Source organism: Chitinimonas sp. BJYL2 (assembly GCF_027257935.1).
GTDB lineage: Bacteria > Pseudomonadota > Gammaproteobacteria > Burkholderiales > Chitinimonadaceae > Chitinimonas.
Map to the genome: position 1 here is coordinate 609,086 of NZ_JANZKW010000002.1, position 24,339 is coordinate 633,424.

The window sequence follows — 24,339 nt, forward strand, 5'->3', positions numbered from 1 at the left end:
GCTTGCAGCAGCATCAGGTGCGCCATGCATTGCGCCCGCTGATCCTGCACAACGCATCACTATTTGATCTTGATCAAGTCTTCGTGCAGAATTTTCACAAATTAGTGAAAATTCAAAAACTTTAGCGAGCTTGATATGGATCTGACTCCGCTGGTACAACGCTTTGTGCTCCACTTCGGCGAGATGGGCAGCCGCTGGGGCATCAACCGGACAGTGGGGCAGATTTATGCCCTTCTGTATGCCTCGCCCAGGCCGATCAATGCCGATGAAATCGCCCAGGCGCTCGGGTTCTCGCGCTCGAATGTCAGCATCGGTCTCAAGGAGCTGGAGAGCTGGCGGCTGGTGCGGCTATCGCACCAACCCGGCGACCGGCGCGAGTATTTTTCGGCGCCCGAGGATGTGTGGCGCATTTTCCGCACGCTGGCCGAAGAGCGCCGCAAGCGCGAAGTCGAACCCACGCTGACCATGCTGCGCGAGGCGCTGCTGGAAACCCCGGCCAACCCGCACGAAGAGCATGCACAGGGCCGCATGCGCGAAATGTACGAGCTGATCTCGCTGTGTTCGGACTGGTTTGATGATCTGCAAAAGCTCGAAGTCGAGAACCTGCAAAGGCTGATGAAGCTGGGCGCCACGGTGCAGAAGCTGCTGGCCATGAAGGACCGCATGGGCACGCTGTTCGGCGGCCGCGAGGAAGAAACCGGGCCTGAGGGCGAAGCCGGCAACCCGCACGGAGGGCCGCAAACATGAACGAGCTCGATGGTTTCCTGCTGGCGCGCATCCAGTTTGCCGCCAATATCAGCTTCCACATCCTGTTCCCCACCATCAGCATTGCGCTGTGCTGGTTCCTGGTGTTCTTCAAGCTGCGCGAACGCGCTACCGGCGCGCCGCACTGGCGCGAGCTGTATCAGTTCTGGGTGAAGATTTTTGCGGTGACCTTTGCGCTGGGCGTGGTCAGCGGCATCACCATGAGTTTCCAGTTCGGCACCAACTGGCCGGGCTTCATGGAAAAAGTCGGCAATGTGGCCGGGCCGCTGCTGGCCTATGAGGTGCTGACGGCATTCTTCATGGAGGCGACCTTCCTCGGCATCATGCTGTTTGGCGCGCAGCGCGTCGGCGAGCGCGTGCATTTGCTGGCGACACTGCTGGTGGCCGTGGGCACGTCGCTGTCGGCATTCTGGATATTGGTGCTGAACTCGTGGATGCACACGCCGGCCGGCCATGAAATACGCGATGGCGTGGTGCATGCGGTGGACTGGTTCGCGATTGTCTTCAACCCGTCCATGCCGTATCGCGTCGTGCATATGCTGTTGGCCTCGGGGCTGACGGGGGCCTTCCTGATTGCCGGCATCTCGGCCTACCGCGGGCTGCGTGGCGATGGCTCGCAAGCCGCGCAGACCGGCCTGAAAACCGGCGTGATCGTGGCAGCCATCCTGATTCCGCTGCAGATCCTCGCTGGCGACCTGCATGGTCTCAACACGCTGGAACACCAGCCGGCCAAGATCGCGGCGATGGAAGGCATCTGGGAAACCCAGCAAGGCGCGCCGGCCGTGCTGTTCGGCCTGCCCGATGCCAAGCAGCAGCGTAATCACTATGAGATCGCCATCCCCAAGCTCGCCTCGTTTTACCTGACGCACGATATCAACGGCGAACTCAAGGGCATCAAGGCCTTTGGTGACAAGCATCCGCCCGTCGCCCCCGTGTTCTTCGCGTTTCGCGCCATGGTGGGCGTGGGCCTGTTGATGCTGGCGGCGAGCTGGCTGGGTTGCTGGCTGCTGTGGCATCGCGGCCGATTGCCGGTCTGGCATCTGCGTGGTTTGGTGGCGATGACCTTTGCCGGCTGGGTTGGCGTGCTGGCCGGTTGGTACACCACCGAAATCGGCCGCCAGCCTTGGCTGGTCCACGGCATCCTCACCGCTGCCGATGCGGCCTCCAGCGTGGCCCCGGCGCATATTGCGCTGACGCTCTCGCTGTATCTCATCCTCTACGCCGTGCTGATGGCGGCGTATATCTCGGTGGTGTTTTTCCTGGCCCGCAAGGCGGCGTATGCAGGCGAAGCCGGCATTGGCGAGCCCGACACCACCGAACCCGCCCTGATCCCGAGGAGCGCATGATGAACCCGGTCATTCCCGATCTGAGCACACCGGCTGGCTGGCTGCCGCTGGTCTTCCTGTTCCTGATGGCGCTGGCGATGCTGGCTTATGTGGTACTCGATGGTTACGACCTCGGCGTGGGCATCCTGCTGCGTCGGGCCGGCAGCGAGGCCGAGCGCGATACCATGATTGCGGCCATCGGCCCGTTCTGGGATGCCAACGAAACCTGGCTGGTACTGGGCGTGGGCCTGCTGCTGGTGGCATTTCCGGTGGCGCATGGCGTGATACTGGGTGCGCTGTACCTGCCGGTGGCGTTGATGCTGATCGGCTTGATACTGCGCGGCGTAGCCTTCGATTTCCGCGTCAAGGCACGGGCGCAGTTCAAGCCTTGGTGGGACCGCACGTTTTACGCCGGCTCGCTGATTGCCGCCCTGAGCCAGGGCTGGATGCTGGGGCGTTTTGTGACCGGATTCGGCAGCGTCCCGCTTGATTACGTGTTCGCCGCCGCCACCGCACTGGGGCTGACCGCAGGCTACGCGCTACTCGGCGCCGGCTGGCTGCTGATCAAGACCGAAGGCGAATTACAGCAACGTGCGCGGCGCTGGGCACAAGGGGCGGTCGCGCTGACGGCGCTGGGCGTGCTGGCCATTTCGCTCGCCACGCCCTTGGTCAGCGAACGCATCGCCGCCAAGTGGTTCAGCTTCCCCAATATCCTGCTGCTGGCCCCGATTCCGCTGATGAGCGCGGCGTTGTTTGGCGTGATCGTGCTGTTGCTGAGGCGCTTCCCGGCCAAGGGCTGGCACTGGGTACCGTTTGCTGCAACAGTCGGCATCTTCACCCTCGCCTTCCACGGCCTGGCCTACAGCCTGTTTCCCTATGTGGTGCCCGAACGCACCACGGCCTGGCAAGCCGCCGCCGCGCCAGAATCGTTGATGGTGATTTTTGTGGGCGCCTGCGTGGTCTTGCCCTGCATCATCGGCTACACCGCGTTCGCCTACTGGGTGTTCCGCGGCAAGGCGCAGGCGCTGCATTACGGCTAGACCAGCTTAGCCACGTGGCTTACCCCAAGCGGCACGGGCCGCACTGGCGCGGGCAAAGCGCTCGCCCAGTGCTGCGCTGTCGGCGTCTTGCAATTGGCTGATCAGGGCATTGAGCTCCGTGCGGAAAGCTTGCAGATCAGCCAGCAAGCCATCGCGATTCGCCAGTGCAATATCGCGCCACATTTCGGGGTGGCTACCGGCAATGCGGGTGAAGTCACGGAATCCGGTGGCCGCGAGCGCCAGACAGGTTGCCGCATCCGGTCGATCCAGCACGCTGTTCATATAGGCAAAGGCCAGCAAGTGCGGCAGATGGCTCACGGCGGCGAACACGGCATCGTGCTCTTGCGTCGCCAGCTGCAGCGTGTGCGCACCACACTGCTGCCACAGGCTTTCCACGGTGGCGGTTTTAGCGGGTGCGGTTTCGGGTAGCGGGCAGATCACGACCTTGCGGCCTTCATACAAACCATAACGTGCCGCCGCAGCGCCCGATAAATCCGAGCCGGCAATGGGATGCGCGGGCACGCAACGGCCCAGGCTCTCTGGCAGATACGTACGGAACAGCGCCGCGACATCGCGCTTGGTGCTGCCGGCATCGGTCACGATGGCGCTGGCAGGCAGATGCGGTGCAATCGCGCTGAGTACGCCAGCCATCTGGCCGACCGGTGTCGCGATCAGTACCAGATCAGCGTCGGCCACAGCGTTCGCGGCGTCCTGGCTGATGCTATCCACCACCCCCAGTTGCAGAGCGCGCTCCAGGTTGCCCAAGGATCGGCCCACACCGACGACGTGATCCACCCGCCCTGCCCGCTTCAGATCGAGCGCGAACGAGCCGCCGATCAGGCCGACACCGATGATGACGAGTTTGTGGATGCGTGGCGTGTTAGTCATGGAGCGATCGGATCAGGGTTGTGCTGCCGGTACGACCTGGTAGCGGTAAGCCAGCTGACTGGCCGACTGATGCGGGTTAGTCCACATCAGGCAGTAATGCTGGGTGATGGCGGCAACGTGGCTGCCAGCCGGCACCTTGTCCTGCAACGATTCGGGCACCGGCATCTCGACGCGATCGCCGTCGTGGAAATGCAGGTTGAAAGCCAGCTTGTTGCTGGCGCTGAAACCGTATTCGAGCCGATCACCCGATTTGAGGTCCATGCAGGCTTCATGCCCCTTGCCCGCAGCCAGCGTCACCGTGTGGGTGTCGGCTGCGGCGGCATTGTCCATCAGGCAGGTGGTGCAGGCCAAGGCCAGCAGCAATTTCATGTCACAGCTCCCGGCCAACGGCTTGCGCAATCAGCCGCAAGGAGGCCATCAGTTCGGTCAATTCAGCCGGTGTGAGTGCCTGGTCGGCATCGCACCAGGCTTCGCACGGGTTGGGGTGGGCTTCTATCAGCAAGCCATCGGCACCGGCAGCAATCGCGGCACGTGCCAGCGCTGGCACCATCCAGGCCTTGCCGCCAGCATGGCTGGGATCGACCACCACCGGCAAGTGGGTTTCACGCTGCAAGACCGGGATCGCCGTCACATCCAGCACATTACGGTAGGCGGTTTCAAAAGTACGGATGCCGCGCTCGCACAGAATGATGTTGTGGTTGCCGCCCGCCGCAATGTACTCGGCGGCCATCAACAGCTCGCTGATCGTGGCCGAGAGGCCGCGTTTGAGGATGACGGGCTTGTTGACCCGGCCCACTTCCTTGAGCAGGTCGAAGTTCTGCATATTGCGCGCGCCGATCTGGATCACATCGACATCGTGCTCGAGGAAAGTATCGAGCATGCGCACATCCATCAGCTCGGTCACGATGGGCAGTTTGTACTCGCGTGCGGCCTGCTGGAACATTTCCAGCCCCTGCACACCCAGGCCCTGGAAACTGTACGGACTGGTACGCGGCTTGAACGCGCCGCCACGCATCAGGCGGCAACCGGCAGCGGCCACGGCAGCGGCCGAAGCATCCATCTGTGGCTGGGTTTCCACTGAGCACGGGCCGGCAATCACCTGGATCTGCTTGCCGCCGAGCTTGATGCCGCGGATATCCACAACCGTGCCAGCCGGGTGGCCTTCGCGGGCGACCAGCTTGTACGGTTTGACGATGTGCAGCGCACGCTCCACACCGGGCAACTGCTCGAAGGTCTGCTCGGACAGCGAGCGCTCGTCGCCGATGGCACCCACGACGGTACGCTCGGTGCCGCGCGAGATGTGTTCATTGAGGCCGGCAGCGCGGATACGGTCGACCACGCGCTGGAGGTCGTCGTTACTGGCTTGCGGGGACATGACGATGATCATGGTGTGTGTCCTTTACGTGGATTTCTGGCGGATTGTTCAGGAATGCGGACAAACAAAAAGGCGGGCCCTGTTGGGCCCGCCTTTTTGGAATCTTGGTTTCTGCTAGACGAAACCGGGCTGCCCGCTAGGTGGATGGCGGGTAGTAATAAAACGAAAACAGCGAACGGAGCAGCTTGGTCATGGTCGTCTTTGAACAGATTTGCGGTTGAGCTTAACCCAAAACATCCTTGAGTGCACCCATCGCCGCCTGCACCGAAGCGAGGATTTCTGCTGGCGTGGCTTCGTCGTACATATAGGCCGGCGCCGAGATGAAGGCGTGTTCGGGATCGAGGCAAGCCTGGTCCACTTCGACCGACACATGCATCTGCCCCCAGGCTTCGATCGCATCCGATAGCGGATTGCCGCCGTAACCCACGGTGATCCGGGCCTTGCTGTACCCGGCTTCCTTGGCGGCCAGTGCCAGCACCAGCGGTGCAGCACAAATGGCGACGACCGGCTTTTTGGCGAGCACGAAGGGCATGATGGCTGCCTTCACATCATCGTGCAGACGCGCGTTTTCACCGTCGTCGGCAAAGGTACACAGGTTCTTGGCTGCGCCAAAACCGCCGGGAAACACGATGCCGGCGTAGGCAATCGGCATCAGTGCTTCCAGTGGCGACACCTTGCCACGGGCTATGCGGGCCGCTTCGATCAGGATGTTGCGGGTCTCTTCCGTACCCTCGCCACTAAGGTGGTTGACCACATGGCGCTGGGCGCGATCCGGCGCGTAGCAATCGTAAGCAATGCCTTGCTGGCTCAGGGCAATCAGCGTGGAAACCGCTTCGGTGATTTCGCTGCCATCGAGGTAACCGCTACCCGAGAGGACGACTGCAACGCGTTTCATCTGCTCCACTCCCTGTGCTGATTTGAAGGCGGCCTATGCGGGCCAATGCCGACAGCATAGCGAATCTGATCGCCGCTTGTGTAACGCCTTGGTCATCAAGCCTTGCGTTCGATGATCACGTAGTGTTTTTTCATCGGTTCCAGCACTTCGAACACGCCCTTGAAGCCCGCAGGAATGACCAACGATTCACCCGGACCGGCCTCGGCGACCTTACCGGCCTCGTCGATGATGCGGCAGCGGCCTTCGGTCACAAAAAAGAACTCGTCTTCCTTATCGCCAAACGCAATCCGCCAGCTACCCACGTCGCAGGCCCACACACCGGCAAACACTTCACCGCTATCGTTGGTGTAATGGTTCCAGGTCGTGCGCAGGGGATTGCCTTGCAGGCGGCGCTCTTCGCGCGGGTGGTCGTATTCGGGGGCCGTGGTCTGACTGGCAAAGGTAATGATGTCAGGCATGGCAAATCTCCAGGGGGTTGGACTGCACCGGCCAAGGCGGCAGCGGTGCCAGATCGGGTTCAATAAAACAGGTACGCGCCGCCGGCAAGGCCAGAAGCGCCGCCGAATAATAAGGTGCCAGCGCAGACTTGCTGCTTTCCAGCAGCGGCGCCGCACGCAACTCAAAGCGGCGCCAGGCACGCTGCCAGCGGTCGGCATCGGTCTGTGCTTCGGGCATCTGTTCGGCAATCAGCCGCAGCAGTGCTTCGGTGATGGTGACATGGAATTTGTCTTCCGCGCCCAGGTGCCTCACATACGCCTTGAGCGCGTAACGGAAGCGCTCCGCACCAACCTTCGTCCCGAACTGGTACATCGCCGCCCAAGCCGAGAAAACATGGGCGCGATGATCGAATGCATGCGCCGCCAGTCGCCCACTTTCCAGCGCGCCCAGTACATCGGGCAGGTCGGGAAAGCGTTGGGGTTGAGGGGTACTGGTCAGAGTCTGGGGCGCCATATTCGGGGATTTCAGCCTGCGCAGTCAGGCGATGGGGCTTCGCGTCGGGAGTAGCCGGATATTCTAAGCCAGCGCTGTGCGGCGCCGTTTTATATCTGCAGTGTCCTGCCCGCCTGAACGGAGCGCGGTCCGGTGCTCAGGTAAAATGTGCACCAATCCCATTCCGGCGGAGCCGCCATGCAGCCCGAGCTTTCCCCTCTTGGCAAAACCAGCGCCTATATCGAGCAATACGATCCCGGCCTCCTGTTCCCGATTCCCCGTATCGTGAAGCGCGACGAGATCGGCGTACCGGCACAACTGCCCTTTTTCGGCACCGACTTCTGGAATGCCTATGAATTGTCGTGGCTCAACGCGCGTGGCAAGCCGCAGGTTGCGCTGGCCAGCTTCATGGTGCCGGCCGACACGCCCAATATCATCGAGTCCAAAAGTCTCAAGCTGTATCTGAACTCCTACAACCAGACACGGCTGGACGATGCGGCCACGGTGCGCCAGCGTATCCAGCAGGATCTGAGTGCGGCAGCGGGTGGGCATGTGGCTGTGCGCCTGGTCCTGCCCGACGCCTTTGCCAGCGAGCGCTTTGCCGAACCCGATGGCTTCTGCCTCGACACCATGGATATCGAGGTCGATCGCTACCAGCCCGCCCCGGCCTTGCTGAGCACACTGGATGAACCGGCCATTGAAGAAACGCTGTTCTCCAATCTGCTCAAGTCGAACTGTCTGGTCACCGGCCAGCCCGACTGGGCCAGCGTGCAGATCCGTTACCGTGGCGCCCCGATCCACCGTGAAGGCTTGCTGCGTTACCTGATCTCGTTCCGGCAACACAACGAGTTTCATGAGCAATGCGTGGAGCGCATCTTCATGGACATCTCGCGCCAATGCAGGCCGCAAGCACTGAGCGTGTATGCCCGCTATACGCGCCGTGGTGGTCTGGATATCAACCCCTTCCGCACCAGCCACACCCAAGCCGCACCCGCCAATCTACGCACGGCAAGACAGTAGGAATTTGCGCGCCGGCAGCTACACTGCAAATCGCGGGCCTGTCCCGATTTTCCTGATTGCGAGTCTGCGCCATGGCCATCCAACTCAGTGACGACGACGCTGCCAAACTGCTTAAAAGCCTGACCCTCCCCCCGATTCCCGGTGTGCTGGCCGAGTTGCGTGCGGCCCAAAGCCGCGAGGCCGACGCCGATGTGCTGGCTGCGCTGATCGGGCGGGATCTCAGCCTCACGGCGGCGGTGCTCAAGACTGCCAATTCACCAGCGTTTTCGGCACGCCAACTCGATAGCCTGAGAGATGCGGTCATGGTCCTGGGTGCGGCCAACCTCGACTCGGTGGTCACGGGCGTGGCGCTCAAGAAGCTGGTCCCCCTGCCGCCCATCCTCGGGCGCTTCTGGGATGAGGCCACGCGTATCGCTGCGGTGGCGGCGGCGCTGGCCAAGCACTGGAAACAGGTGCGCCCCGATCAGGCCTATCTGTTCTGCCTGTTTCGAGACAGCGGGATTCCGGTGCTGACGCAGCGTTTCCCGAGCTATATCAACACGCTGGCGCGGGCCATGAATGACCCGGGTCATTTTGTCGAGATCGAGAGCAAGAGTCGCGGTGCATCCCATGTGGTGGTGGGTTATTTGCTCGCCCGCAGCTGGTACCTGCCTGATGTGCTGAATCTGGCCATTCTCCACCATCACGATTTTGCCGATCTGGGCGACCGCAACCTGATTCCGGAAGAGGCCGCCCATTTGATCGCCCTGGCGCGGCTGGCCGAATACCTGCTGCAGTGCCATCTGATCGAGGGCAGCGATCACCATTGGCCGCTGATTGCAGAGACCGTACTTGCCACGCTGGAGCTAGGCGAGGTGGACCTGCCCACCGCCGTCGAGATTGCGCTGGCCTCCAACGCCTGACGGCAGCGGCCGGTCAGCATAGCAAGCAGGTAGAATCGCGCCCTTGTCTGCCCTTGCCTTGCTGAACTGATGCTGCCCGCCGAATTTGATGCCGCCCTTGCCACCTGCCTGATCCGCGATCACCACCCCTTGCGGCAGAAGTGGCGCACCCTGCGCGAGCGGCTCAAGCAGAAGCAGCCTGCCGACAAGCTCGCGAGCGAGCTCGCCGATGCCATCAACGCCTCGCAAACGCGCTATGCGCGCCGGCTCGCCAAACTGGTAAAACCCGAGTACGACGACGCCCTGCCCGTCAACCAGCGCCGTGATGATCTGCTCAAAGCGATTGCCGCAAACCAGGTGGTGATCGTTTGCGGTGAGACCGGCTCGGGCAAAACCACCCAGCTGCCCAAGCTGTGTCTGGAACTCGGCCGTGGCGTGGCCGGCCTGATCGGCCACACCCAGCCGCGCCGCTTGGCCGCGCGCTCGGTGGCCAGCCGCATTGCGCAGGAACTCAAGACCGAACTCGGCGACACAGTGGGTTACAAGGTCCGCTTTACCGATAAGTCGTCCGAACTGAGCCTGATCAAGCTCATGACCGATGGCATCCTGCTGGCCGAAACGCAGACCGACCGCTTCCTCAGCCAGTACGACACCATCATCGTGGACGAAGCCCACGAGCGCTCGCTGAACATCGACTTCCTACTGGGTTTCCTGCGCCAGCTGCTGCCCAAGCGGCCCGATCTGAAAGTCATCGTCACCTCGGCGACGATTGATGCCGACCGTTTCAGCCAGCATTTCGGTGGTGCACCCGTTATCGAAGTAAGCGGACGAACCTACCCGGTGGAAGTTCGCTATCGCGAGCTGCGCGCGCAGGGCAAGGCCAAATCCAGCGCCAGCAAACCCGCCGACGACAGCAGCCGCCATGCGCGCCAGTCCTTTGCCGAGGACGATGCCGAAATCGAGATGGAAGAAGCCGTCGTCGAGGCGGTACAAGAGCTGTGGCGACACGACGGCGCGGGCGATGTACTTGTATTCCTGCCCGGCGAGCGCGAAATCCGCGAAACCGCCGAGGAACTGCGCCGCGCCAAGATCATGGGCGCCGAGATCGTGCCGCTGTTTGCGCGCCTGAGCGTGGAAGACCAGCAGAAGGTGTTCCGCCCCAGCAGTGGTCGCCGCATCGTGCTATCGACCAACGTCGCCGAAACCTCGCTCACCGTGCCGGGCATCCGCTTCGTCATCGATTCGGGTCTGGCACGCATGAACCGCTACTCGCCGCGCGCCAAGGTCGAGCAACTGCAGATCGAAAAGATCAGCCAGGCCAGCGCCCGCCAGCGCGCGGGTCGTTGCGGTCGGGTATCGGCCGGTGTGTGTGTGCGCCTCTATTCGGAAGCCGACTTCAACGCGCGCCAGCCATTTACCGACCCGGAGATCCTGCGCTCCTCGCTCGCCGCCGTGATTCTGCGTATGCAGGCGCTGCGGCTCGGCAAGGTGGAAGACTTTCCTTTCCTTGAAGCGCCATCGGGCCGCCTGATTGCCGACGGCTACGCGCTGCTGCACGAGCTGGGTGCAGTGGATGACCAAGGCCAACTGACACGTATGGGCACCGAGCTGGCGCGCCTGCCGATTGACCCGAAAATCGGTCGCATGCTGCTGGCCGGCCGCGACGAAGGCTGCCTCGATGAACTGCTGGTCATCGCTTCGGCCCTCAGTATCCAGGACCCACGCGAACGCCCCTTTGAAGCCCGCGATGCCGCCGACCGCGCCCAGGCCCGCTTTGTGGACGAGAAGTCCGACTTCTACTCGTTGCTCAATATCTGGCACTTTTTCGACGAGGCGCTGCGCAACAAGCAAAGCAACCGCCTGCTGGTGCAAAGCTGCCACGACCACTTCCTGAGCTACCTGCGCCTGCGCGAATGGCGCGAGCTGCAAGCGCAGCTGCGCGACATTGTGGTGGATATGGGCTGGGTCTCTGATAAAGCTGCCGCCGAACATCCCGCTCGCGGGAGAGGGGCTGGGGGTGATGGCGCATCCAAGAGCGATGCACGCCCCACCACGCTTTCCCGCACACAGGACAAAACACCCGTTAGCAGTGTGCCGGTCCTCCCCAAAAAAGCCGAAAAAGAACGCCTCGCCGCCGAAGCCGCCCGCTACGAAGCCATCCACAAAGCGCTCTGCGCCGGTCTCTTGGGCAGCATAGGTTTCAAGCAACCCGAAGACGACGAATACCTCGGCGCGCGCGGCATCAAGTTCAGCATCTTCCCCGGCTCAGGCCTCAAAAAGGCCCGGCCCAAGTGGATCGTGGCCTCCGAACTCGTCGAAACCACCAAGCTCTACGCCCGTTGCGTGGCCGCCATCCAGCCCGAATGGCTGGAGCAACTGGCACCGCATCTAGTCAACCGCGATTACTTTGAACCGCATTGGGATGAAGGCCCGGCGCAGGTCGTGGCCAGCGAGCGCGTCACCCTGTACGGCCTGCCCGTGGTGGCCCGCCGCCGCATCCACTTCGGCCCGGTTGACCCGGTACGTGCGCGTGAAATCATGCTGCGCGAGGGTCTGGCTGGCCGCCGCTTCAATACGCGCGCGGCGTTCTGGCAGCACAATGAAAAACTGATCAGCGAGATCGAAGAACTCGAACACAAGGCTCGCCGGCAGGATGTGCTGGTGGATGAAGACGTGCTGTTCGACTTCTACGACGCCAAAGTCCCCGCCGACATCATGAACGGCCAAGGCTTCGATGCCTGGCGCAAGGACGCCGAAAAGGCCAACCCGCAGCTGCTGTTCCTGAGCCGCGACGACCTGATGCGCCATACGGGCGAATCGATCACCGAGCAGCAATTCCCGCCCGAGCTGGTGCTCGACGGCATTGCCTTGCCGCTTGCCTACCGGTTTGAACCCGGCCACGCGCTCGATGGTGTCACCGTGCAACTGCCGCTGCACCTGCTCAACAAGGTCAACGGCGCCGCGTTTGAATGGCTGGTGCCGGGTTTGCAGCGCGAAAAGATCACCCTGCTGGTCAAGGCGCTGCCCAAGTCCATCCGTCGCCTGTGCGTGCCGGTGCCCGAGTTCGTCACCAAATTGATGGTGACGCTCGACAAGGCCGATCGCAAAGCGCCGCTGCTGCCGCAACTAGCGCAGGCCGTGGGCCGTGGCATCGGCCAGCCTGTGGAAGTGAGCGAATTCGAAGGGGCCGAGCTGCCAGCCCACCTGCGCATGAATATCCGCGTGGTCGACGACGCCGGCCAGGAGCTGGCCAGTGACCGCGATCTGGTAGCCCTGCGCGCCAAGCTCGGCGAAGCCGCGCAGATGACCTTCCGTGAAGTGGCCGCCAGCCAGCCTGCTGCTTCGCCAAAGGCGGGCCCACAAGGCAAAGCCGCCAAGGGCCAGAACACCGCCAGCGCGGCATCAACGCCCGCATCGGCACCCACGCGTGCTGCTGGCCCCGCCATTGAAAAGGAAGGCATAACCAGCTGGGACTTCGGCGACCTGCCCGCCAAGCTCACGTTTGATCGTGGCGGTGCCAGGCTCACGGGCTACCCCGCACTGGTACCGCATGAAGGCGCGTGCGCGATCCGCCTGTTCGATGTGGAAACCATGGCCGAGGCCGAACACCGCCGCGGCGTAGTGAGGCTGATGCAGTTCGAACTGAAGGAACAGGTCAAGCAGCTACCCAAGTGCTTCCCCAACTTCACCCAGACCGCCCTGCTGCTGCGCCACATTGCGGACTCGGACAGCCTGATGGATGACCTGGTCGCCTGCATTTGCAACCGCGCCTTCATCGGCGACGACGAACTGCCACGCAGCAAGAAGGAGTTCGACGCGCTCAAGCAAAAGGCCAAGGCCCGCCTGCCTGCGGTCCGCGACGCCGCCTGGCGCGTGCTGCAGGAAGTCGCCACCGAGCAGCAACAACTCACGGTGCTGCTCACCAAGCCGGTACGCCTGCAAAGCGAACTCAAGCAGCAGCTGAGCAAACTGGTGCACAAGGGCTTCATGGCTACCACACCCTGGGAGCAGCTGCCGCATCTGTCACGCTATCTCAAGGGCTTCAAGTTGCGGCTGGAAAAGTACAACGCCAATCAGGCGCGCGATGCGCAACGCGGCGAGGAAGTGGCCGCACTGTGGGCACGCTGGGAAGCCGAGCAGGAAAAGTGGCGCAAGCTGGGCCGCGATCCGACACCCCTGGCACCATTCAGATGGATGCTGGAGGAGCTGCGCGTGAGCCTGTTTGCCCAGGAGCTGCGCACCCCGTTTCCGGTATCGGTCAAACGGCTCGACAAGATCTGGGCGGACTTGATCAAGCAATGATGCCTTGTGCTCGGCACAACGCGCGTCCGTCAGCCTCCGCTGCTGCTTCTCACCTACTGGCTACACTGAGTGGGTGATTGGCTTACGGGAGAGAGGCGATGCGCTGGCTGCTTGCCCTGCTATGTTGCCAAACCCTTGCTGATACAGCGGGGCTACCCGCGACGCTCAGCTTTGCTGCCAGGCCTCTGCCGCCCTATATGGAGCAGACGCCCAGCGGCTATAAAGGCGCACATCTGGAAATCATGTCGGCGCTGACGCGCCAGATCGGCGTAAGACTGAAGCTGGTTGAATGCCCGAGCGCGCGCTGTCTGCGCATGCTTGAAGTGGGCGATGTTGATGTGGCAATGGGCTATGCCAGAGATCCGCAGCGGGATGCTTACCTCGATTTCCTGCAACCCAGCTATGCCAGCCCCACCCGCACACAATTCTATGTGCGTCATAACGAGACCCGTTCACTACAGCAGGCCGAGGATGTCAGCCAGTTCCGGGCAGGCTTGGTCAGGGGGGTATTCTATTCCCGCGTCCTGACGCTGATTCCCGAAGCCAACCGCGACTACGGTCCGGACATGGAAACCAACTTCCGAAAACTGGCTGCCGGGCATGTGGACATGGTGCCGGCAGGGGTGAATGTGGGGACACGCGTCATCGACAAGCTGGCGCTGGTCGGCAAGGTTCGCGCCGCACCTTTCAGCCTAGTTCTGGATACTGAGCGTCATATCTCGCTGTCTCGACGCTCAGCTTGGCATCCCCACAAAGCCCGCCTTGAGGCCGCGTTTGCGACCCTGGTGCAGAAAGGTGAGGTCAGCGCCATCCTGGCGCGCCATGAGGAAGTCGACTCAACCCGCAAACGCTGAAAGATGGATGAGGCTAGTACGCGTATCACCATCGCGAGTTGGGTGACGTGTCGAGGATCAGCCGCCCAGCAGTGGCTTGGCCAGTGCATGCAAGACAGGATTGGCGGCCACCAGCACGCTGCCATCCGAATCCTTGTCCAGCTCGCCGCCCTGCCAATCCGTCATCAAACCACCCGCGCCCTGCACCACCGGCACCAGCGCAGCAAAGTCGTGCAGCTTGAGGCCGGATTCCACGACCAGATCGTAGCCACCGCTGGCCAGCAGCGCATAGGCGTAGGCATCGCCACCCCATACGGTAAAACGGCATTGTGATTGCAGCGCATTGAAGCGCACGCCGGCCTCGCCGGGCAGGTATTGCGGCCCGGTCGAACCCAGGCGGGCCTGCGCCAGTTCAGCGAGGCCGGATGTGCGCACGGATGCGCCATTGAGCGTGGTCGGCTGCCCCTGTACGCCTACCCAGCGTTCACCCAGCACGGGTTGATCGATGATGCCGAGCACGGGTTTGCCGTGGTGCAGCAGGCCGATCAGCGTGCAGAAAGTGGGTCGGCCTACGATGAAGCTTTTGGTGCCATCCACCGGGTCGAGCACCCATACCCACTCCGCATCGTCACGCACGCGGCCGAACTCTTCGCCGATGATGCCGTGCTCAGGACAAGCGGCTTCGATCAGCGCACGCATGGCCTGTTCCGCGCCACGATCGGCCAGCGTTACCGGGCTGGCATCGGCTTTGTCGTCGATGACAACGCCACTGCGGTAATGGGGAAGAATGGCCGCGCGGGCTGCGTCGGCAAGGCGGTGGGCAAGGGGGAGAAATTGAGCGGGCACAGGAATCACAGGGTCAGCAACGGGGAGTCGCCATGATACCGGAGCCGCGATAGGGCCAGATGATGGTGAAGCCGGGTTCAGTAACCGCAGTTGAAACGGGCACTGACCATGACACGCACACCGCCACCGGCAATTTCTCCACCCAGCTTCGAGCCGGGCCGCAACACGGTTTCGCAGCTACGTACCGGCAGGCCCAAACCGCGTATGGCCTTGGCCGCTTCCATGCTCGACATGCGGATCTCGGGTCGCCACTTGGCCAACTGCATGCTGGTCCGCTTTTCCGGGGTCAGTGTCAGACGCAGCTGTGGCCAGCGGCTCTCGGGTTGGCCCACGGTGAAGACCGAAACCGGCGCAGGCGCCATATTGGCGGGCCGCAGATCGATTTCACGCGCACCAAACGGCTCCATGCCGGATTCCGCTTGTGCCACCAGTGGCATACATGCCATTACCGCCAGCACTGCGATGTCACGCTTGAGGGCAACCATGATGCTGCTCCTTATATTAGATTTTTATTATTTTGTGATTGTTTTACGCCGCTGCCACCGTGCAGGCAATAACCGTCTGTCGCCAATATTCGCCAATATGAGATGCGTCGCCGGCGGCTGGGGTTTGCCGCCGAACGGCGAAGTGCGCGACCATGCCCATATCGTGTTGCTCATCCACAGGGAGTACGCCTTGTCCCGTCTTTCGCTCGCCCCGCTTCTGGCCATGCTGGTGGCCATGCCTGCCATGATCTCCGCCCATGCCGCCACGCCAGAGGAAGCGCGTCTTGCGCGTGCCCGTGATGCCATGCCCGCGGTCGTCGGTGCGTTCGATACCCGGATCAACGCGCTGGCCCAAAGCTGGACAGCCGCACGTGACGCGCGCGAGGCCATGGAACAGGTACGTGAACACGGCCAGCAACTCTGGGCCGACGCCAAAAGACGGCTGCGGGCGCAGCAAGATGCCGATGACCGGCCGCTTTACTGGGCGCGACTGGCGATGGCGCAAACCCTGCGCGAACAGAAACCGGCGTTTCCCGTCTTTGCGGCAGACCGCGAGGCGATCATTGCCGCCTTCGAGCAAGCCAGCCGCGGCATGGACGAGATCAGCTATCCAGCACGTTCTGCCATGCGCCGCATCCTGATTACCGGCTTTGATCCTTTCCTGCTGGACCGCCGCCTCAATCAGAGCAACCCGAGTGGTGTTACGGCACTGCTGCTGGACGGTGAGGAAATCGACATCGACGGCCAGCGCGCGCGCATTGAAGCGGCCATTTTTCCGGTGCGCTATGCCGACTTCGACGCAGGCATGGTGGAAACCTTCCTGATGCCCTGGCTGGCCGGGCCGCAAGCCGTACCCGAGAACTGGCTGGAGGCTGCCCGCTTGCATGCCCAAGGCGGTGTGGTAGCCGGGCAAGCCAAGCCGCAGATCGATCTGCTCGCCACCATCAGCATGGGTCGCAAAGATTTTGATCTGGAGCGTTATCCCGGTCGGCGCCGCTCAGCCGATGTGGTGGATAACCTCAACGCACTGCCCGGTGCCAGTCGGCTCTCCCCCAAGCCGCCGCTCCTCAACGGCAAGCCGATCAGCGGACCAGAATTCGTGGAGTTCTCGCTGCCGGTCGCGGCCATGCAGCGTGCGCAAGGCCCTTATGCCATCCACGACAACCGCTGGGTTCGCGTTGTCCCGGACACCCGCTTTGCTGCGGGCGGGCTGGCGACACTAAAGGGTAAAACGGCGGTCGAGGGCGGGGGTGGCGGTTATCTCAGCAACGAGATCGCGTACCGCTCGGCGCGCCTGCGTGATGCGCTGGGCATCCAGCTGCCGCTTGGGCATATCCATACACCCGCGATTGCGGCTTATGAGCCCGATAAAACCACTGCCATTGCTGCACAAATCCGGGAGATGCTGCGACAAGCCATCCCCACGCTGGCAGCGCGCTGAACTACTTGCTCGCGTAGCGCGCGTCGGCCGCCTTGGCCTGTGCAGGCAAGTTACCGCGCAGCCACTCTGCCGCATTAGGGTCATAGCGCAGGTGGGCACGCCAGAACTGGGCGCTGGCCTCACGGAGCAGCGCTTGCTGACGGGACTCGATGCTATCGCCCACCAGCAGACGGTCGCCGCCGAAGAAGTCATGGGTACGACCCGCAAGGACCAGCAGATATTTGCCGCCAGCCGGCATCGCGGCATAAGGCTTTTCGCGATCTGCAGCGCTCATGCCGCTGCCCAATGGATCACCATCTTCCGTACCGGTCATCGAGAAGAAGGGGCGATCGAACTGATCAAATGCCCCACCCTCACGACGTGCACTGGGGCTGAATGCCAGAAAGGCCTTGATGCGGGGCTCACGCCAGCGCGTGCCGATCAGCGGATAGTGCTGCCCAGCCACAGCCTGCGTAGTGACGGCACCGAAGCTATGCCCCGCCATGCCGATCTGATCGAGGCTCGCCTTGGCCAGGGCGCCCGTCGCCTTGCGCCTGGCCAGCTCATCCAGCGCAAAGTGGACATCTTCCACCCGTGCCTTGAGCTGCGCCGCACTGGCTGCCGATTTGAGCGCCCGGAATCGATTGCCCTCGGCCTGTCGCCAGACCAACTCATCGCTGCCGGGATGTTGCAGATGTATCACCAGCAGGCCCTGCCTGGCCCAATGTTCACCCCAGGCGCTACCACCTTCTCGCGAGCCACCCAGCCCGTGGGAATAGACGATGACCGGGAACGGTCCTGCACCGTCCGGCACTCTTAACTTGACGGGGATATCACGCTGCCGCGCCGCATCATGCCAAGTCTGCAGCACGACGGCGGGCTCTCCTGCGTGGGCAAGCCCAGCAAGTACAAAGAGGCAGATCAAGAACAAACGCAGCATGGTGACTTCCAGAATCCGGGCCAGATCAGACTATACGGTGCGGCAGGCTTTCCCCGGGCATGCGATCAGGGTGACGGGTGATAGGCATACAACACATCAGGGCAGCGTTCCTCATTCCCGGACCCATCCGAAAAGGCGATCGCCACAAAGCCATGACGCTCATAAAAGCGGCGAGCCGGGCCGTTGGCCTGAAAGGTGAACAGGCGTACCGGCGCATTGATCAGCACCAGGGCGTGCTGCAACAAGGCGCTGCCCAGCCCCTGCCCCACCTCGTCAGGGTGCAGGTATAAGTGGTCGATCCACCACTGCCCATCCTGCTGCACACAGGCCACAAAGCCGCGCACCGCCCCCGCCCGCTCGGCGACAATCACCCCGCCGGCCGGCAAGCGATGCGCTGCCAGCCACTGGCGCACCGCTTCATCGTCATGGGCGAGTGGGGCATAGGGCAGGAAAGTACGGCGGGCGTTCAGATAGAGCGCAGCCAACGCATCGGCATCGGCGGCCTGGGCGGCACGCAGTGTCCAATCCGACAGGCTCACGGGATGCTGGCCCGCGCCACCAGGCGCCGGTACAGCCAGGGCCACCAGCGTGCAAGCGGCACCACCAGGGTTTCCAGGCCACCCACATTGAACTCATCCTTGCCCGCATCCAGCCCGCGGAGGATCTGCCGCGCACAGACCTCGGGAGAGGTGACCTTGCGGCGGCCCGCATCGGCCTTGCCTTGGACGCTGCCATCGCCGGTCAGCGCAGCGGCGGGCAGCCCGGTATCGATATAGCCGGGACACACCAGGCTGACACGCACGGGCGATGGCCACAACTCGGCACGCAAGGAATCGAAATAGCCATGCAGGGCGTGCTTGCTGGCCGCATAACCAGTGCGGCGCGGCACCCCAACCTTGCCCTGCACGCTGCTGATGACCACGATATGACCCGACCCGCGCGTCACCATGTCGTCAAGCAGGGTCTTGGTCAGGGCAACCGGGCTGAGAAAGTTGATCTGCATCAGCGCCTGGTCCACCGCCACCGCCGTATCGCGCGCCCAGCTACGCTGACCGATGCCCGCGTTGAGGACCAGCATATCCGGCAGCCCCACCTCGTTGATCACACGACGGCAGAGTGCAGGCAAGGCATCGATATCCGCAGCGTCGAAAGGCAAGACGAGATGGCGCTCGGGATTTGCGCAGCGCTGCCGCACGGCCTCCAGTTCCTTTACCCGCCGCGCCGACAGCACCAGTCGTGCCCCGCGCTCGGCCAAGGCACAGGCCAGTGCAGCGCCAATGCCGCTGGAAGCGCCGGTAATCCAGACCAGGGAAGAACGTTGATGGGGCTCAGCAGTCATGGGCATATCAAGGGTTGGCGGCATGCATACGGGGTTTTGAGATTACTGGCAAATACCGCAAGGTGACACTCTCGTATGCGCCTGTTCGCGCAAAGCGTGCGGCGATGCACTAAACCAAAGGCAGCAACGTATCCACGCTGCCTGTGAGTCGCGGTCATTTCCGAGGTCAGGATACCGTTGAGTACATCGAGTCCCGCCCCCGCCGTTGCAGCACCCCAGACACTCACCCAGTGGCGCACACTGGTGTTGCGCCGGATCCTGCTTGCCGTCTTGCTGCTGGGCACCCTGGCTGCACTCCCCAGCAGCCTGCTGGCTGTGCAGCAAGGCCTTTGGTCGACCGTGCTGATCGACCTGGTGGCACTGGCCTGGGTGGTGTGGCTCTGGCAAGGCGGCGGCCTGAGCTTGCGCGCCCGAGCCTGGCAGTTCGTGGCCCTGGTCTACGCCCTAGGGATGTGGTTCCTGTTTACCGTGGGGCTCGTCAGCCAGATTTATCTGCTCGCCTCTCCGGTATTGGCTGCCTTGTTGCTGGGTCGGCGCGCGGCCATCTTTGCGTTAAGCGTCACCACCATGTCGCTGCCACTGGTCGGCTATCTTGCCGGCCTGCCGGTCGATGTACGTGGTTTCCCACCCAACCCGCTGGTTCAGTGGCTGCTGATCGCGGCCAACTTCGGCATGATCAACGGGGTGCTGACGCTCTCGGCCGCCGTGCTGATGGAAGGTTTGAGCCGGTCGCTCGATGCCCAACAGCAGGTCAGCGATACGCTGGCCGAGAAGCAGGCACGGTTGGAAACCACGGCCGAGGAGCTTCGGCTCACCGGCGCGGCAGTGGCCCACCTCAACGATATCGTGCTGATCATTGAAGCGGCACCCCACCCCAGCGGTCGCCGCATCATGTTCGCCAATGCTGCGTTCGAGCGTCAGACCGGTTATCTGCTTGAGGAGGCCATCGGCGAAACCCTGTACCTGTTTCTGGGTCACGAAACCTGCCGCGAGGAAATGGCGCGCATCACCAAGGCACTGGACGAGCAGACCAGCCTGCGCACCGAGCTGATTGTCTACCGCAAGAATGGCGAGCCCTTCTGGCTGGAGCTGGACCTCAACCCCATCTACGACACAGCCAACCGCTGTACCCACTTCGTGCTGGTACAGCGCGACATCACCGATCGTAAACGTGCCGAAGAAAACATCCACCGTCTGGCCTTCTACGACAGCCTTACCGGCCTGCCCAACCGCCGCCTGCTGATCGACCGCATGGATCGCGCGCTCGCCGCAGCACGCCGTCGCGGTGGTTTTGGTGCTGCCATCTTTCTGGATCTGGACCACTTCAAGCATGTCAACGATGCGCGTGGTCATGGTACGGGCGATACCTTGCTGACCGCCGTGGCAGCGCGTCTGACCGTACTGCTGCGCGATGAGGACACCATTGCCCGGCTCGGCGGCGACGAGTTTGTGGTGCTGCTCAATCACCTGGCTGACGACGACACCAGTGCGGCGACGCTGGCCATGCAATTGGCAGACAAACTGCGGCAAGCCCTTGCAGAACCTTTCGATCTCGGCGCCCAGCGCTTCAGCACGGGCGGCAGCCTGGGGATCACCTTATTTCCCAAGCCCGGCCAGCGCACGGAAGATATCCTGCGCGAGGCGGATATGGCCATGTACCGCGCCAAGTCAGAGGGGCGCCACCGTGCCGTGTTCTTTGAAGGCAGCATGCAAGCCGAAATCGAGGAACGCCTTACCCTGCAGCGGGACATGGAACAGGCGCTGGCTGAAGGCGGCTTCCAGCTCTACCTGCAACCCCAGGTCAACGCCGAGGGGCGCGCCATCGGCGCCGAGTTACTGCTGCGCTGGCAGCACCCGGTACGCGGCTTCATCTCTCCGGCGCAATTCATCCCGATTGCCGAAGAAACCGGCCTGATTGCGCGTATCGGCGACTGGATACTCGTTGAAGCCTGCCACCTGCTGATGATTCTGGCCGCCACTGGCCGCGATCTGCCGCTATCAGTGAATGTGAGTCCCTATCAGTTCCATGAGGCCGACTTCGTCGCCAAGGTCAGGCGCGTGCTCGATGAAACCGGTGCCCCCGCCCAACAGCTGGTGCTAGAAGTCACCGAAGGGCTGTTGATCCGCAACTTCTCCGCCACCGTGGCCAAGATGGAAGAGTTGGCCAGCCTGGGGCTAAGGTTCTCGATTGATGACTTCGGCACCGGTTACTCCAGCCTGGCCTATCTGCAGCGCCTGCCGCTGGATGAGTTGAAGATCGACCGCAGCTTCCTGCCGCAGGATCCCGGCATCCCGAGTGAATGCGCCATCTCGGCGCTGATTCTGAGTCTGGCGCGGCACATGGACCTGCGCGTGGTGGCAGAGGGCGTGGAAACGCCTGAGCAGGCAGCCTTCCTGATTCGCGAAGGCTGTCATTCGATGCAGGGCTTTCTTTATGCGCGGCCCATGCCGGTCAGTGACTGGCTCAAGCTGCCCGACGATCATTGCTACCCGGATGGCAAACCGCTCTTCTGAATCATGTCACCCGTGCATTGCGAATGATGCGGCGGAACAAGCCTGGGGCAAACCGCTTGATATACAGCCCCAGCTTTTCGCGCAGGCCAGCTACGGCAAACTCTTCCTTGCCGGCATCCAGCCCCGCAAGTATCCGACGCGCGCAATCGGCAGGTTCTATCCCGTTGGCCTGTGCCTGATCCATCCTGCCTTGCGGGCTGCCATTGGCCGTGAGCGCGACCAGCGGCAGATTCGTCTTGATGAAGCCCGGACAAACCAGGGTCACACGGATGCCATCACGCCATAGCTCGGCGCGCAGCGAATCAAAGAATCCGTGCAGGGCGTGCTTGGCTGCTGCGTAGCTGGAACGCATGGGCGTACCGAATTTACCGACCAAGCTCGTCACCGCCACCAGATGCCCAGAGCCTTGCTTGAGCATGACCGGCAGCACCGCTTTGGTAAGCGCCACGGTTCCGAGATAGTTCACCTCGATCAGCCGCTTGTCCACCGTCAGATCCGTTTCGCGAGCCAGTGAGCGCTGGCTCAAGCCAGCATTGTTCAACAGCATGTCGATGCGGCCGTAACGTGCCAGCACCTGTGCCACTGCAGCGGCAAAATCTGCTGGCTGTGCCAGGTCCAGCCGCACGATCAGATGGCGTTCCGGCTGCGCGCAGCGCGCCAACACACGCGCCAGTTCATCGCCACGCCGGGCCGACAGCACCACGCAATCACCGCGCGCCGCACATGCCAGAGCCAGCGCCTCGCCAATGCCACTGGATGCCCCCGTGATCCACACCACCCTGCCCTGTTCGCTCATCCCACCCTGCCCCGTCCCGATCTGGAACACGGATCATCGCAGCGCGCCCGCCAGCGCACAATGCGGGTTGTCGCCTCAACGGGGTTTGGACAAATCGTCGCCATTTGGACTAAAACGGCAACTTGTTCCCCCACCCGAAGCCGCCCGCCATGAACACCCTGCCTCGCATCGCCTTTATCGGACTCGGCCATATGGGTGGTCCCATGGCCGCGAACCTTGTCCGCGCCGGCTACCCTGTCAGCGGCTTCGACCTGACTGCAGATGCGGTGGCCGCCCTCGTATCGCTCGGTGGCAGCGCAGCCCCCGATGCGGCCAGCGCGGCGACCCAAGCCGATATCGTGATCAGCATGCTGCCGGCCAGCCAGCATGTGGCCGGGCTCTATCTGGAGCAGGACCTGCTCGCCGCCATCCGCCCCGGCACACTGGTACTGGAGTGTTCGACCATCGCACCCGAGACGGCCCGCAAGGTCCACGCCGCCGCCAGTGCACGCGGCATTATGATGCTCGATGCCCCGGTGTCTGGTGGCACGGCCGGCGCCGCAGCCGGGACGCTGACCTTCATCATCGGCGGCGAAGCGGCGGTGCTCGAACGGGCACGACCCGTACTCGAAAAAATGGGCAAGAACCTGTTCCATGCCGGCCCGGCAGGCAGTGGCCAGGTTGCCAAGATCTGCAACAACATGCTGCTGGCCATCCATATGATCGGCACCGCCGAGGCACTGAATCTGGGCGTGAGCAACGGGCTCGACCCCAAAGTCCTGTCCGACATCATGCGCGTCAGCTCGGGGGGCAACTGGAGCCTGGAGAAATACAACCCCTGGCCGGGTGTGATGGAGAGCACACCGGCCAGCCGTGAATACGAGGGCGGCTTCGGTGTGGACCTGATGCTCAAGGACTTGGGGCTGGCCATGGAAGCGGCATTGCAAAGCCGCTCGGCGACGCCGCTGGGCGCGCTGGCACGTAACCTTTACGCCATTCACAGCAGCCAGGGCGCAGGACAGCTCGACTTCTCCAGTATCCAGCAGTGGCTCAAACGGCACTAAAGGCAGAAGACACGGCGCTTGAGAGAAGACACTTCAAACAGCGCCCGCAGCTCGTCGCCCGATTCCCCCGCTTATCGCGCCCCGATTGCCGATGTGCACCGCCATCGGCATAATCGCCGCCCATGAAATTCCTCTTCGACCTGCTGCCGGTCATCATCTTCTTTGCCGGCTACTCCTCCGGTCTTGTCTTTCCCGAATACGGCCTGAACAAACCCATCGAGTTTGCGACCGCGCTTGCCATTGCGGCCTCCGTGATCCAGATCGGCTGGCTCAAGCTGCGCGGCAAGCCGATTGAAGTCATGCAATGGATCGGGCTCGGACTGATTGTCGTTCTGGGCGGCTTGACCCTGGTGCTGCATAGCCCGGCCTTCATCTACTGGAAGCCCACGGCCGTGAATCTGGCGCTGGCTGGCGGGCTGCTGATTACCCGTTTCGTGCTCAAGAAGCCGCCCATGGCCTTGCTGCTGGGCAAGGAAATGAAACTCCCGGAAGCCATGTGGGACAAGCTCATGTGGGCCTGGGTCGGGTTCTTCCTGTTGCTCGCCGTGGTCAATCTGGTTGTGGCCTTCAACTTTCCGGAAGACATCTGGGTCAAGTTCAAATTATTCGGCGTGCTGGGCATGACCTTTGTGTTCGCCATTGCCCAAGGTCTCTGGCTTGCTCGCCACCTGCCCGAAGACACCGCAGCCAAGGAAAGCTGAG

The 24,339-nt window shown here is 62.8% G+C and carries 23 protein-coding genes; 11 read left to right on the forward strand and 12 right to left on the reverse strand.

Annotated elements, in window-relative coordinates; all coding sequences use genetic code 11:
• The first annotated feature begins 135 nt into the window (after positions 1-135).
• Genes O9X62_RS08385 through O9X62_RS08395 form a run of 3 tightly spaced genes read left to right on the forward strand, consistent with a single transcriptional unit; the run spans position 136 to position 3,130 of the window.
• Positions 136-747 (forward strand): GbsR/MarR family transcriptional regulator, encoded by a 612-nt coding sequence (locus O9X62_RS08385; RefSeq protein ID WP_269532357.1) that lies wholly within the window; start codon positions 136-138, stop codon positions 745-747.
• Positions 744-2,111, forward strand: coding sequence for a cytochrome ubiquinol oxidase subunit I (locus O9X62_RS08390; protein ID WP_269532358.1), 1,368 nt, complete (start codon positions 744-746; stop codon positions 2,109-2,111). The genes O9X62_RS08385 and O9X62_RS08390 overlap by 4 nt, the downstream gene beginning before the upstream one ends.
• On the forward strand, positions 2,108-3,130 hold the full coding sequence (locus O9X62_RS08395) for a cytochrome d ubiquinol oxidase subunit II (RefSeq protein ID WP_308446449.1): 1,023 nt from the start codon (positions 2,108-2,110) through the stop codon (positions 3,128-3,130). Before O9X62_RS08390 ends, O9X62_RS08395 begins: the two co-directional genes overlap by 4 nt.
• Before the next feature lie 6 nt (positions 3,131-3,136).
• Here the strand turns inward: O9X62_RS08395 and O9X62_RS08400 are convergent, their stop codons facing one another.
• The 6 genes from O9X62_RS08400 to O9X62_RS08425 all read right to left on the reverse strand — a co-directional run bounded on the left by O9X62_RS08400 (position 3,137) and on the right by O9X62_RS08425 (position 7,239).
• Positions 3,137-4,018, reverse strand: a complete 882-nt coding sequence (locus O9X62_RS08400) for a prephenate dehydrogenase/arogenate dehydrogenase family protein (protein ID WP_269532359.1) — start codon at positions 4,016-4,018, stop codon at positions 3,137-3,139.
• Positions 4,019-4,030: 12 nt separating this feature from the next.
• Positions 4,031-4,387, reverse strand: coding sequence for a hypothetical protein (locus O9X62_RS08405; protein ID WP_269532360.1), 357 nt, complete (start codon positions 4,385-4,387; stop codon positions 4,031-4,033).
• Between the two features lies 1 nt (position 4,388).
• Complete coding sequence (gene aroF / locus O9X62_RS08410) at positions 4,389-5,405, reverse strand: 3-deoxy-7-phosphoheptulonate synthase (RefSeq protein WP_269532361.1); 1,017 nt, start codon at positions 5,403-5,405, stop codon at positions 4,389-4,391.
• Between the two features lie 211 nt (positions 5,406-5,616).
• The gene (gene elbB / locus O9X62_RS08415) at positions 5,617-6,288 is read right to left on the reverse strand and encodes an isoprenoid biosynthesis glyoxalase ElbB (protein ID WP_269532362.1); all 672 of its coding nucleotides are present in this window, start codon (positions 6,286-6,288) and stop codon (positions 5,617-5,619) included.
• A gap of 95 nt (positions 6,289-6,383) precedes the next feature.
• A complete protein-coding gene (locus O9X62_RS08420; RefSeq protein WP_269532363.1) occupies positions 6,384-6,746 on the reverse strand; it encodes a cupin domain-containing protein in 363 nt (120 codons plus the stop codon).
• Positions 6,739-7,239, reverse strand: a complete 501-nt coding sequence (locus O9X62_RS08425; RefSeq protein ID WP_269532364.1) for a hypothetical protein — start codon at positions 7,237-7,239, stop codon at positions 6,739-6,741. Before O9X62_RS08425 ends, O9X62_RS08420 begins: the two co-directional genes overlap by 8 nt.
• Before the next feature lie 177 nt (positions 7,240-7,416).
• Between O9X62_RS08425 and queF the strand changes: the two genes are divergently transcribed.
• The 4 genes from queF to O9X62_RS08445 all read left to right on the forward strand — a co-directional run bounded on the left by queF (position 7,417) and on the right by O9X62_RS08445 (position 14,275).
• Positions 7,417-8,238, forward strand: coding sequence for an NADPH-dependent 7-cyano-7-deazaguanine reductase QueF (gene queF / locus O9X62_RS08430; protein WP_269532365.1), 822 nt, complete (start codon positions 7,417-7,419; stop codon positions 8,236-8,238).
• 71 nt (positions 8,239-8,309) lie between these two features.
• Entirely contained in the window at positions 8,310-9,140 is an 831-nt protein-coding gene (locus O9X62_RS08435; protein WP_269532367.1) for an HDOD domain-containing protein, read from the forward strand.
• 69 nt (positions 9,141-9,209) lie between these two features.
• Entirely contained in the window at positions 9,210-13,421 is a 4,212-nt protein-coding gene (gene hrpA, locus O9X62_RS08440; RefSeq protein WP_269532368.1) for an ATP-dependent RNA helicase HrpA, read from the forward strand.
• A gap of 98 nt (positions 13,422-13,519) precedes the next feature.
• Positions 13,520-14,275, forward strand: coding sequence for an ABC transporter substrate-binding protein (locus O9X62_RS08445; protein WP_269532369.1), 756 nt, complete (start codon positions 13,520-13,522; stop codon positions 14,273-14,275).
• A 57-nt stretch (positions 14,276-14,332) separates the two neighbouring features.
• Here the strand turns inward: O9X62_RS08445 and hisN are convergent, their stop codons facing one another.
• Positions 14,333-15,100 carry a histidinol-phosphatase gene (hisN, locus tag O9X62_RS08450; RefSeq protein ID WP_269532370.1) on the reverse strand — a complete coding sequence of 256 codons (768 nt, stop codon included), beginning with the start codon at positions 15,098-15,100 and terminating at the stop codon, positions 14,333-14,335.
• Between the two features lie 77 nt (positions 15,101-15,177).
• Positions 15,178-15,585 carry a hypothetical protein gene (locus O9X62_RS08455; RefSeq protein ID WP_269532371.1) on the reverse strand — a complete coding sequence of 136 codons (408 nt, stop codon included), beginning with the start codon at positions 15,583-15,585 and terminating at the stop codon, positions 15,178-15,180.
• 97 nt (positions 15,586-15,682) lie between these two features.
• Between O9X62_RS08455 and O9X62_RS08460 the strand changes: the two genes are divergently transcribed.
• Positions 15,683-17,026, forward strand: coding sequence for a hypothetical protein (locus O9X62_RS08460; protein WP_269532372.1), 1,344 nt, complete (start codon positions 15,683-15,685; stop codon positions 17,024-17,026).
• A 1-nt stretch (position 17,027) separates the two neighbouring features.
• Here O9X62_RS08460 and O9X62_RS08465 read toward each other — a convergent pair whose 3' ends face one another.
• The 3 genes from O9X62_RS08465 to O9X62_RS08475 all read right to left on the reverse strand — a co-directional run bounded on the left by O9X62_RS08465 (position 17,028) and on the right by O9X62_RS08475 (position 19,284).
• Positions 17,028-17,945: a hypothetical protein gene (locus O9X62_RS08465; RefSeq protein WP_269532373.1), complete on the reverse strand. Its 918-nt coding sequence runs from the start codon at positions 17,943-17,945 to the stop codon at positions 17,028-17,030.
• 65 nt (positions 17,946-18,010) lie between these two features.
• A complete protein-coding gene (locus O9X62_RS08470) occupies positions 18,011-18,484 on the reverse strand; it encodes a GNAT family N-acetyltransferase (RefSeq protein ID WP_269532374.1) in 474 nt (157 codons plus the stop codon).
• On the reverse strand, positions 18,481-19,284 hold the full coding sequence (locus tag O9X62_RS08475; protein WP_269532375.1) for an SDR family oxidoreductase: 804 nt from the start codon (positions 19,282-19,284) through the stop codon (positions 18,481-18,483). The genes O9X62_RS08470 and O9X62_RS08475 overlap by 4 nt, the downstream gene beginning before the upstream one ends.
• Before the next feature lie 177 nt (positions 19,285-19,461).
• On the opposite strand from O9X62_RS08475, the gene O9X62_RS08480 reads away from it, so the two are divergent.
• Entirely contained in the window at positions 19,462-21,798 is a 2,337-nt protein-coding gene (locus tag O9X62_RS08480) for a bifunctional diguanylate cyclase/phosphodiesterase (RefSeq protein ID WP_269532376.1), read from the forward strand.
• 1 nt (position 21,799) lies between these two features.
• Here O9X62_RS08480 and O9X62_RS08485 read toward each other — a convergent pair whose 3' ends face one another.
• Positions 21,800-22,594 (reverse strand): SDR family oxidoreductase, encoded by a 795-nt coding sequence (locus tag O9X62_RS08485; RefSeq protein ID WP_269532377.1) that lies wholly within the window; start codon positions 22,592-22,594, stop codon positions 21,800-21,802.
• 149 nt (positions 22,595-22,743) lie between these two features.
• On the opposite strand from O9X62_RS08485, the gene mmsB reads away from it, so the two are divergent.
• The gene (mmsB, locus tag O9X62_RS08490) at positions 22,744-23,637 is read left to right on the forward strand and encodes a 3-hydroxyisobutyrate dehydrogenase (RefSeq protein WP_308446450.1); all 894 of its coding nucleotides are present in this window, start codon (positions 22,744-22,746) and stop codon (positions 23,635-23,637) included.
• 122 nt (positions 23,638-23,759) lie between these two features.
• Complete coding sequence (locus O9X62_RS08495; RefSeq protein ID WP_269532378.1) at positions 23,760-24,338, forward strand: septation protein A; 579 nt, start codon at positions 23,760-23,762, stop codon at positions 24,336-24,338.
• Position 24,339: the final 1 nt, after the last annotated feature.

Excerpts from the sequence above, each read along its gene's own strand:
- O9X62_RS08400 (WP_269532359.1), bottom strand. The coding sequence starts at position 4,018 with ATGACTAACACGCCACGCATCCACAAACTCGTCATCATCGGTGTCGGC.
- O9X62_RS08405 (WP_269532360.1), bottom strand. The coding sequence starts at position 4,387 with ATGAAATTGCTGCTGGCCTTGGCCTGCACCACCTGCCTGATGGACAAT.
- hrpA (WP_269532368.1), top strand. The coding sequence starts at position 9,210 with ATGCTGCCCGCCGAATTTGATGCCGCCCTTGCCACCTGCCTGATCCGC.
- O9X62_RS08495 (WP_269532378.1), top strand. The coding sequence starts at position 23,760 with ATGAAATTCCTCTTCGACCTGCTGCCGGTCATCATCTTCTTTGCCGGC.
- O9X62_RS08390 (WP_269532358.1), top strand. The coding sequence starts at position 744 with ATGAACGAGCTCGATGGTTTCCTGCTGGCGCGCATCCAGTTTGCCGCC.
- aroF (WP_269532361.1), bottom strand. The coding sequence starts at position 5,405 with ATGATCATCGTCATGTCCCCGCAAGCCAGTAACGACGACCTCCAGCGC.
- O9X62_RS08420 (WP_269532363.1), bottom strand. The coding sequence starts at position 6,746 with ATGCCTGACATCATTACCTTTGCCAGTCAGACCACGGCCCCCGAATAC.
- O9X62_RS08385 (WP_269532357.1), top strand. The coding sequence starts at position 136 with ATGGATCTGACTCCGCTGGTACAACGCTTTGTGCTCCACTTCGGCGAG.
- O9X62_RS08425 (WP_269532364.1), bottom strand. The coding sequence starts at position 7,239 with ATGGCGCCCCAGACTCTGACCAGTACCCCTCAACCCCAACGCTTTCCC.
- O9X62_RS08460 (WP_269532372.1), top strand. The coding sequence starts at position 15,683 with ATGAGATGCGTCGCCGGCGGCTGGGGTTTGCCGCCGAACGGCGAAGTG.
- O9X62_RS08435 (WP_269532367.1), top strand. The coding sequence starts at position 8,310 with ATGGCCATCCAACTCAGTGACGACGACGCTGCCAAACTGCTTAAAAGC.
- O9X62_RS08445 (WP_269532369.1), top strand. The coding sequence starts at position 13,520 with ATGCGCTGGCTGCTTGCCCTGCTATGTTGCCAAACCCTTGCTGATACA.
- O9X62_RS08465 (WP_269532373.1), bottom strand. The coding sequence starts at position 17,945 with ATGCTGCGTTTGTTCTTGATCTGCCTCTTTGTACTTGCTGGGCTTGCC.
- elbB (WP_269532362.1), bottom strand. The coding sequence starts at position 6,288 with ATGAAACGCGTTGCAGTCGTCCTCTCGGGTAGCGGTTACCTCGATGGC.
- O9X62_RS08455 (WP_269532371.1), bottom strand. The coding sequence starts at position 15,585 with ATGGTTGCCCTCAAGCGTGACATCGCAGTGCTGGCGGTAATGGCATGT.
- O9X62_RS08395 (WP_308446449.1), top strand. The coding sequence starts at position 2,108 with ATGATGAACCCGGTCATTCCCGATCTGAGCACACCGGCTGGCTGGCTG.
- O9X62_RS08485 (WP_269532377.1), bottom strand. The coding sequence starts at position 22,594 with ATGAGCGAACAGGGCAGGGTGGTGTGGATCACGGGGGCATCCAGTGGC.
- mmsB (WP_308446450.1), top strand. The coding sequence starts at position 22,744 with ATGAACACCCTGCCTCGCATCGCCTTTATCGGACTCGGCCATATGGGT.
- queF (WP_269532365.1), top strand. The coding sequence starts at position 7,417 with ATGCAGCCCGAGCTTTCCCCTCTTGGCAAAACCAGCGCCTATATCGAG.
- O9X62_RS08475 (WP_269532375.1), bottom strand. The coding sequence starts at position 19,284 with ATGACTGCTGAGCCCCATCAACGTTCTTCCCTGGTCTGGATTACCGGC.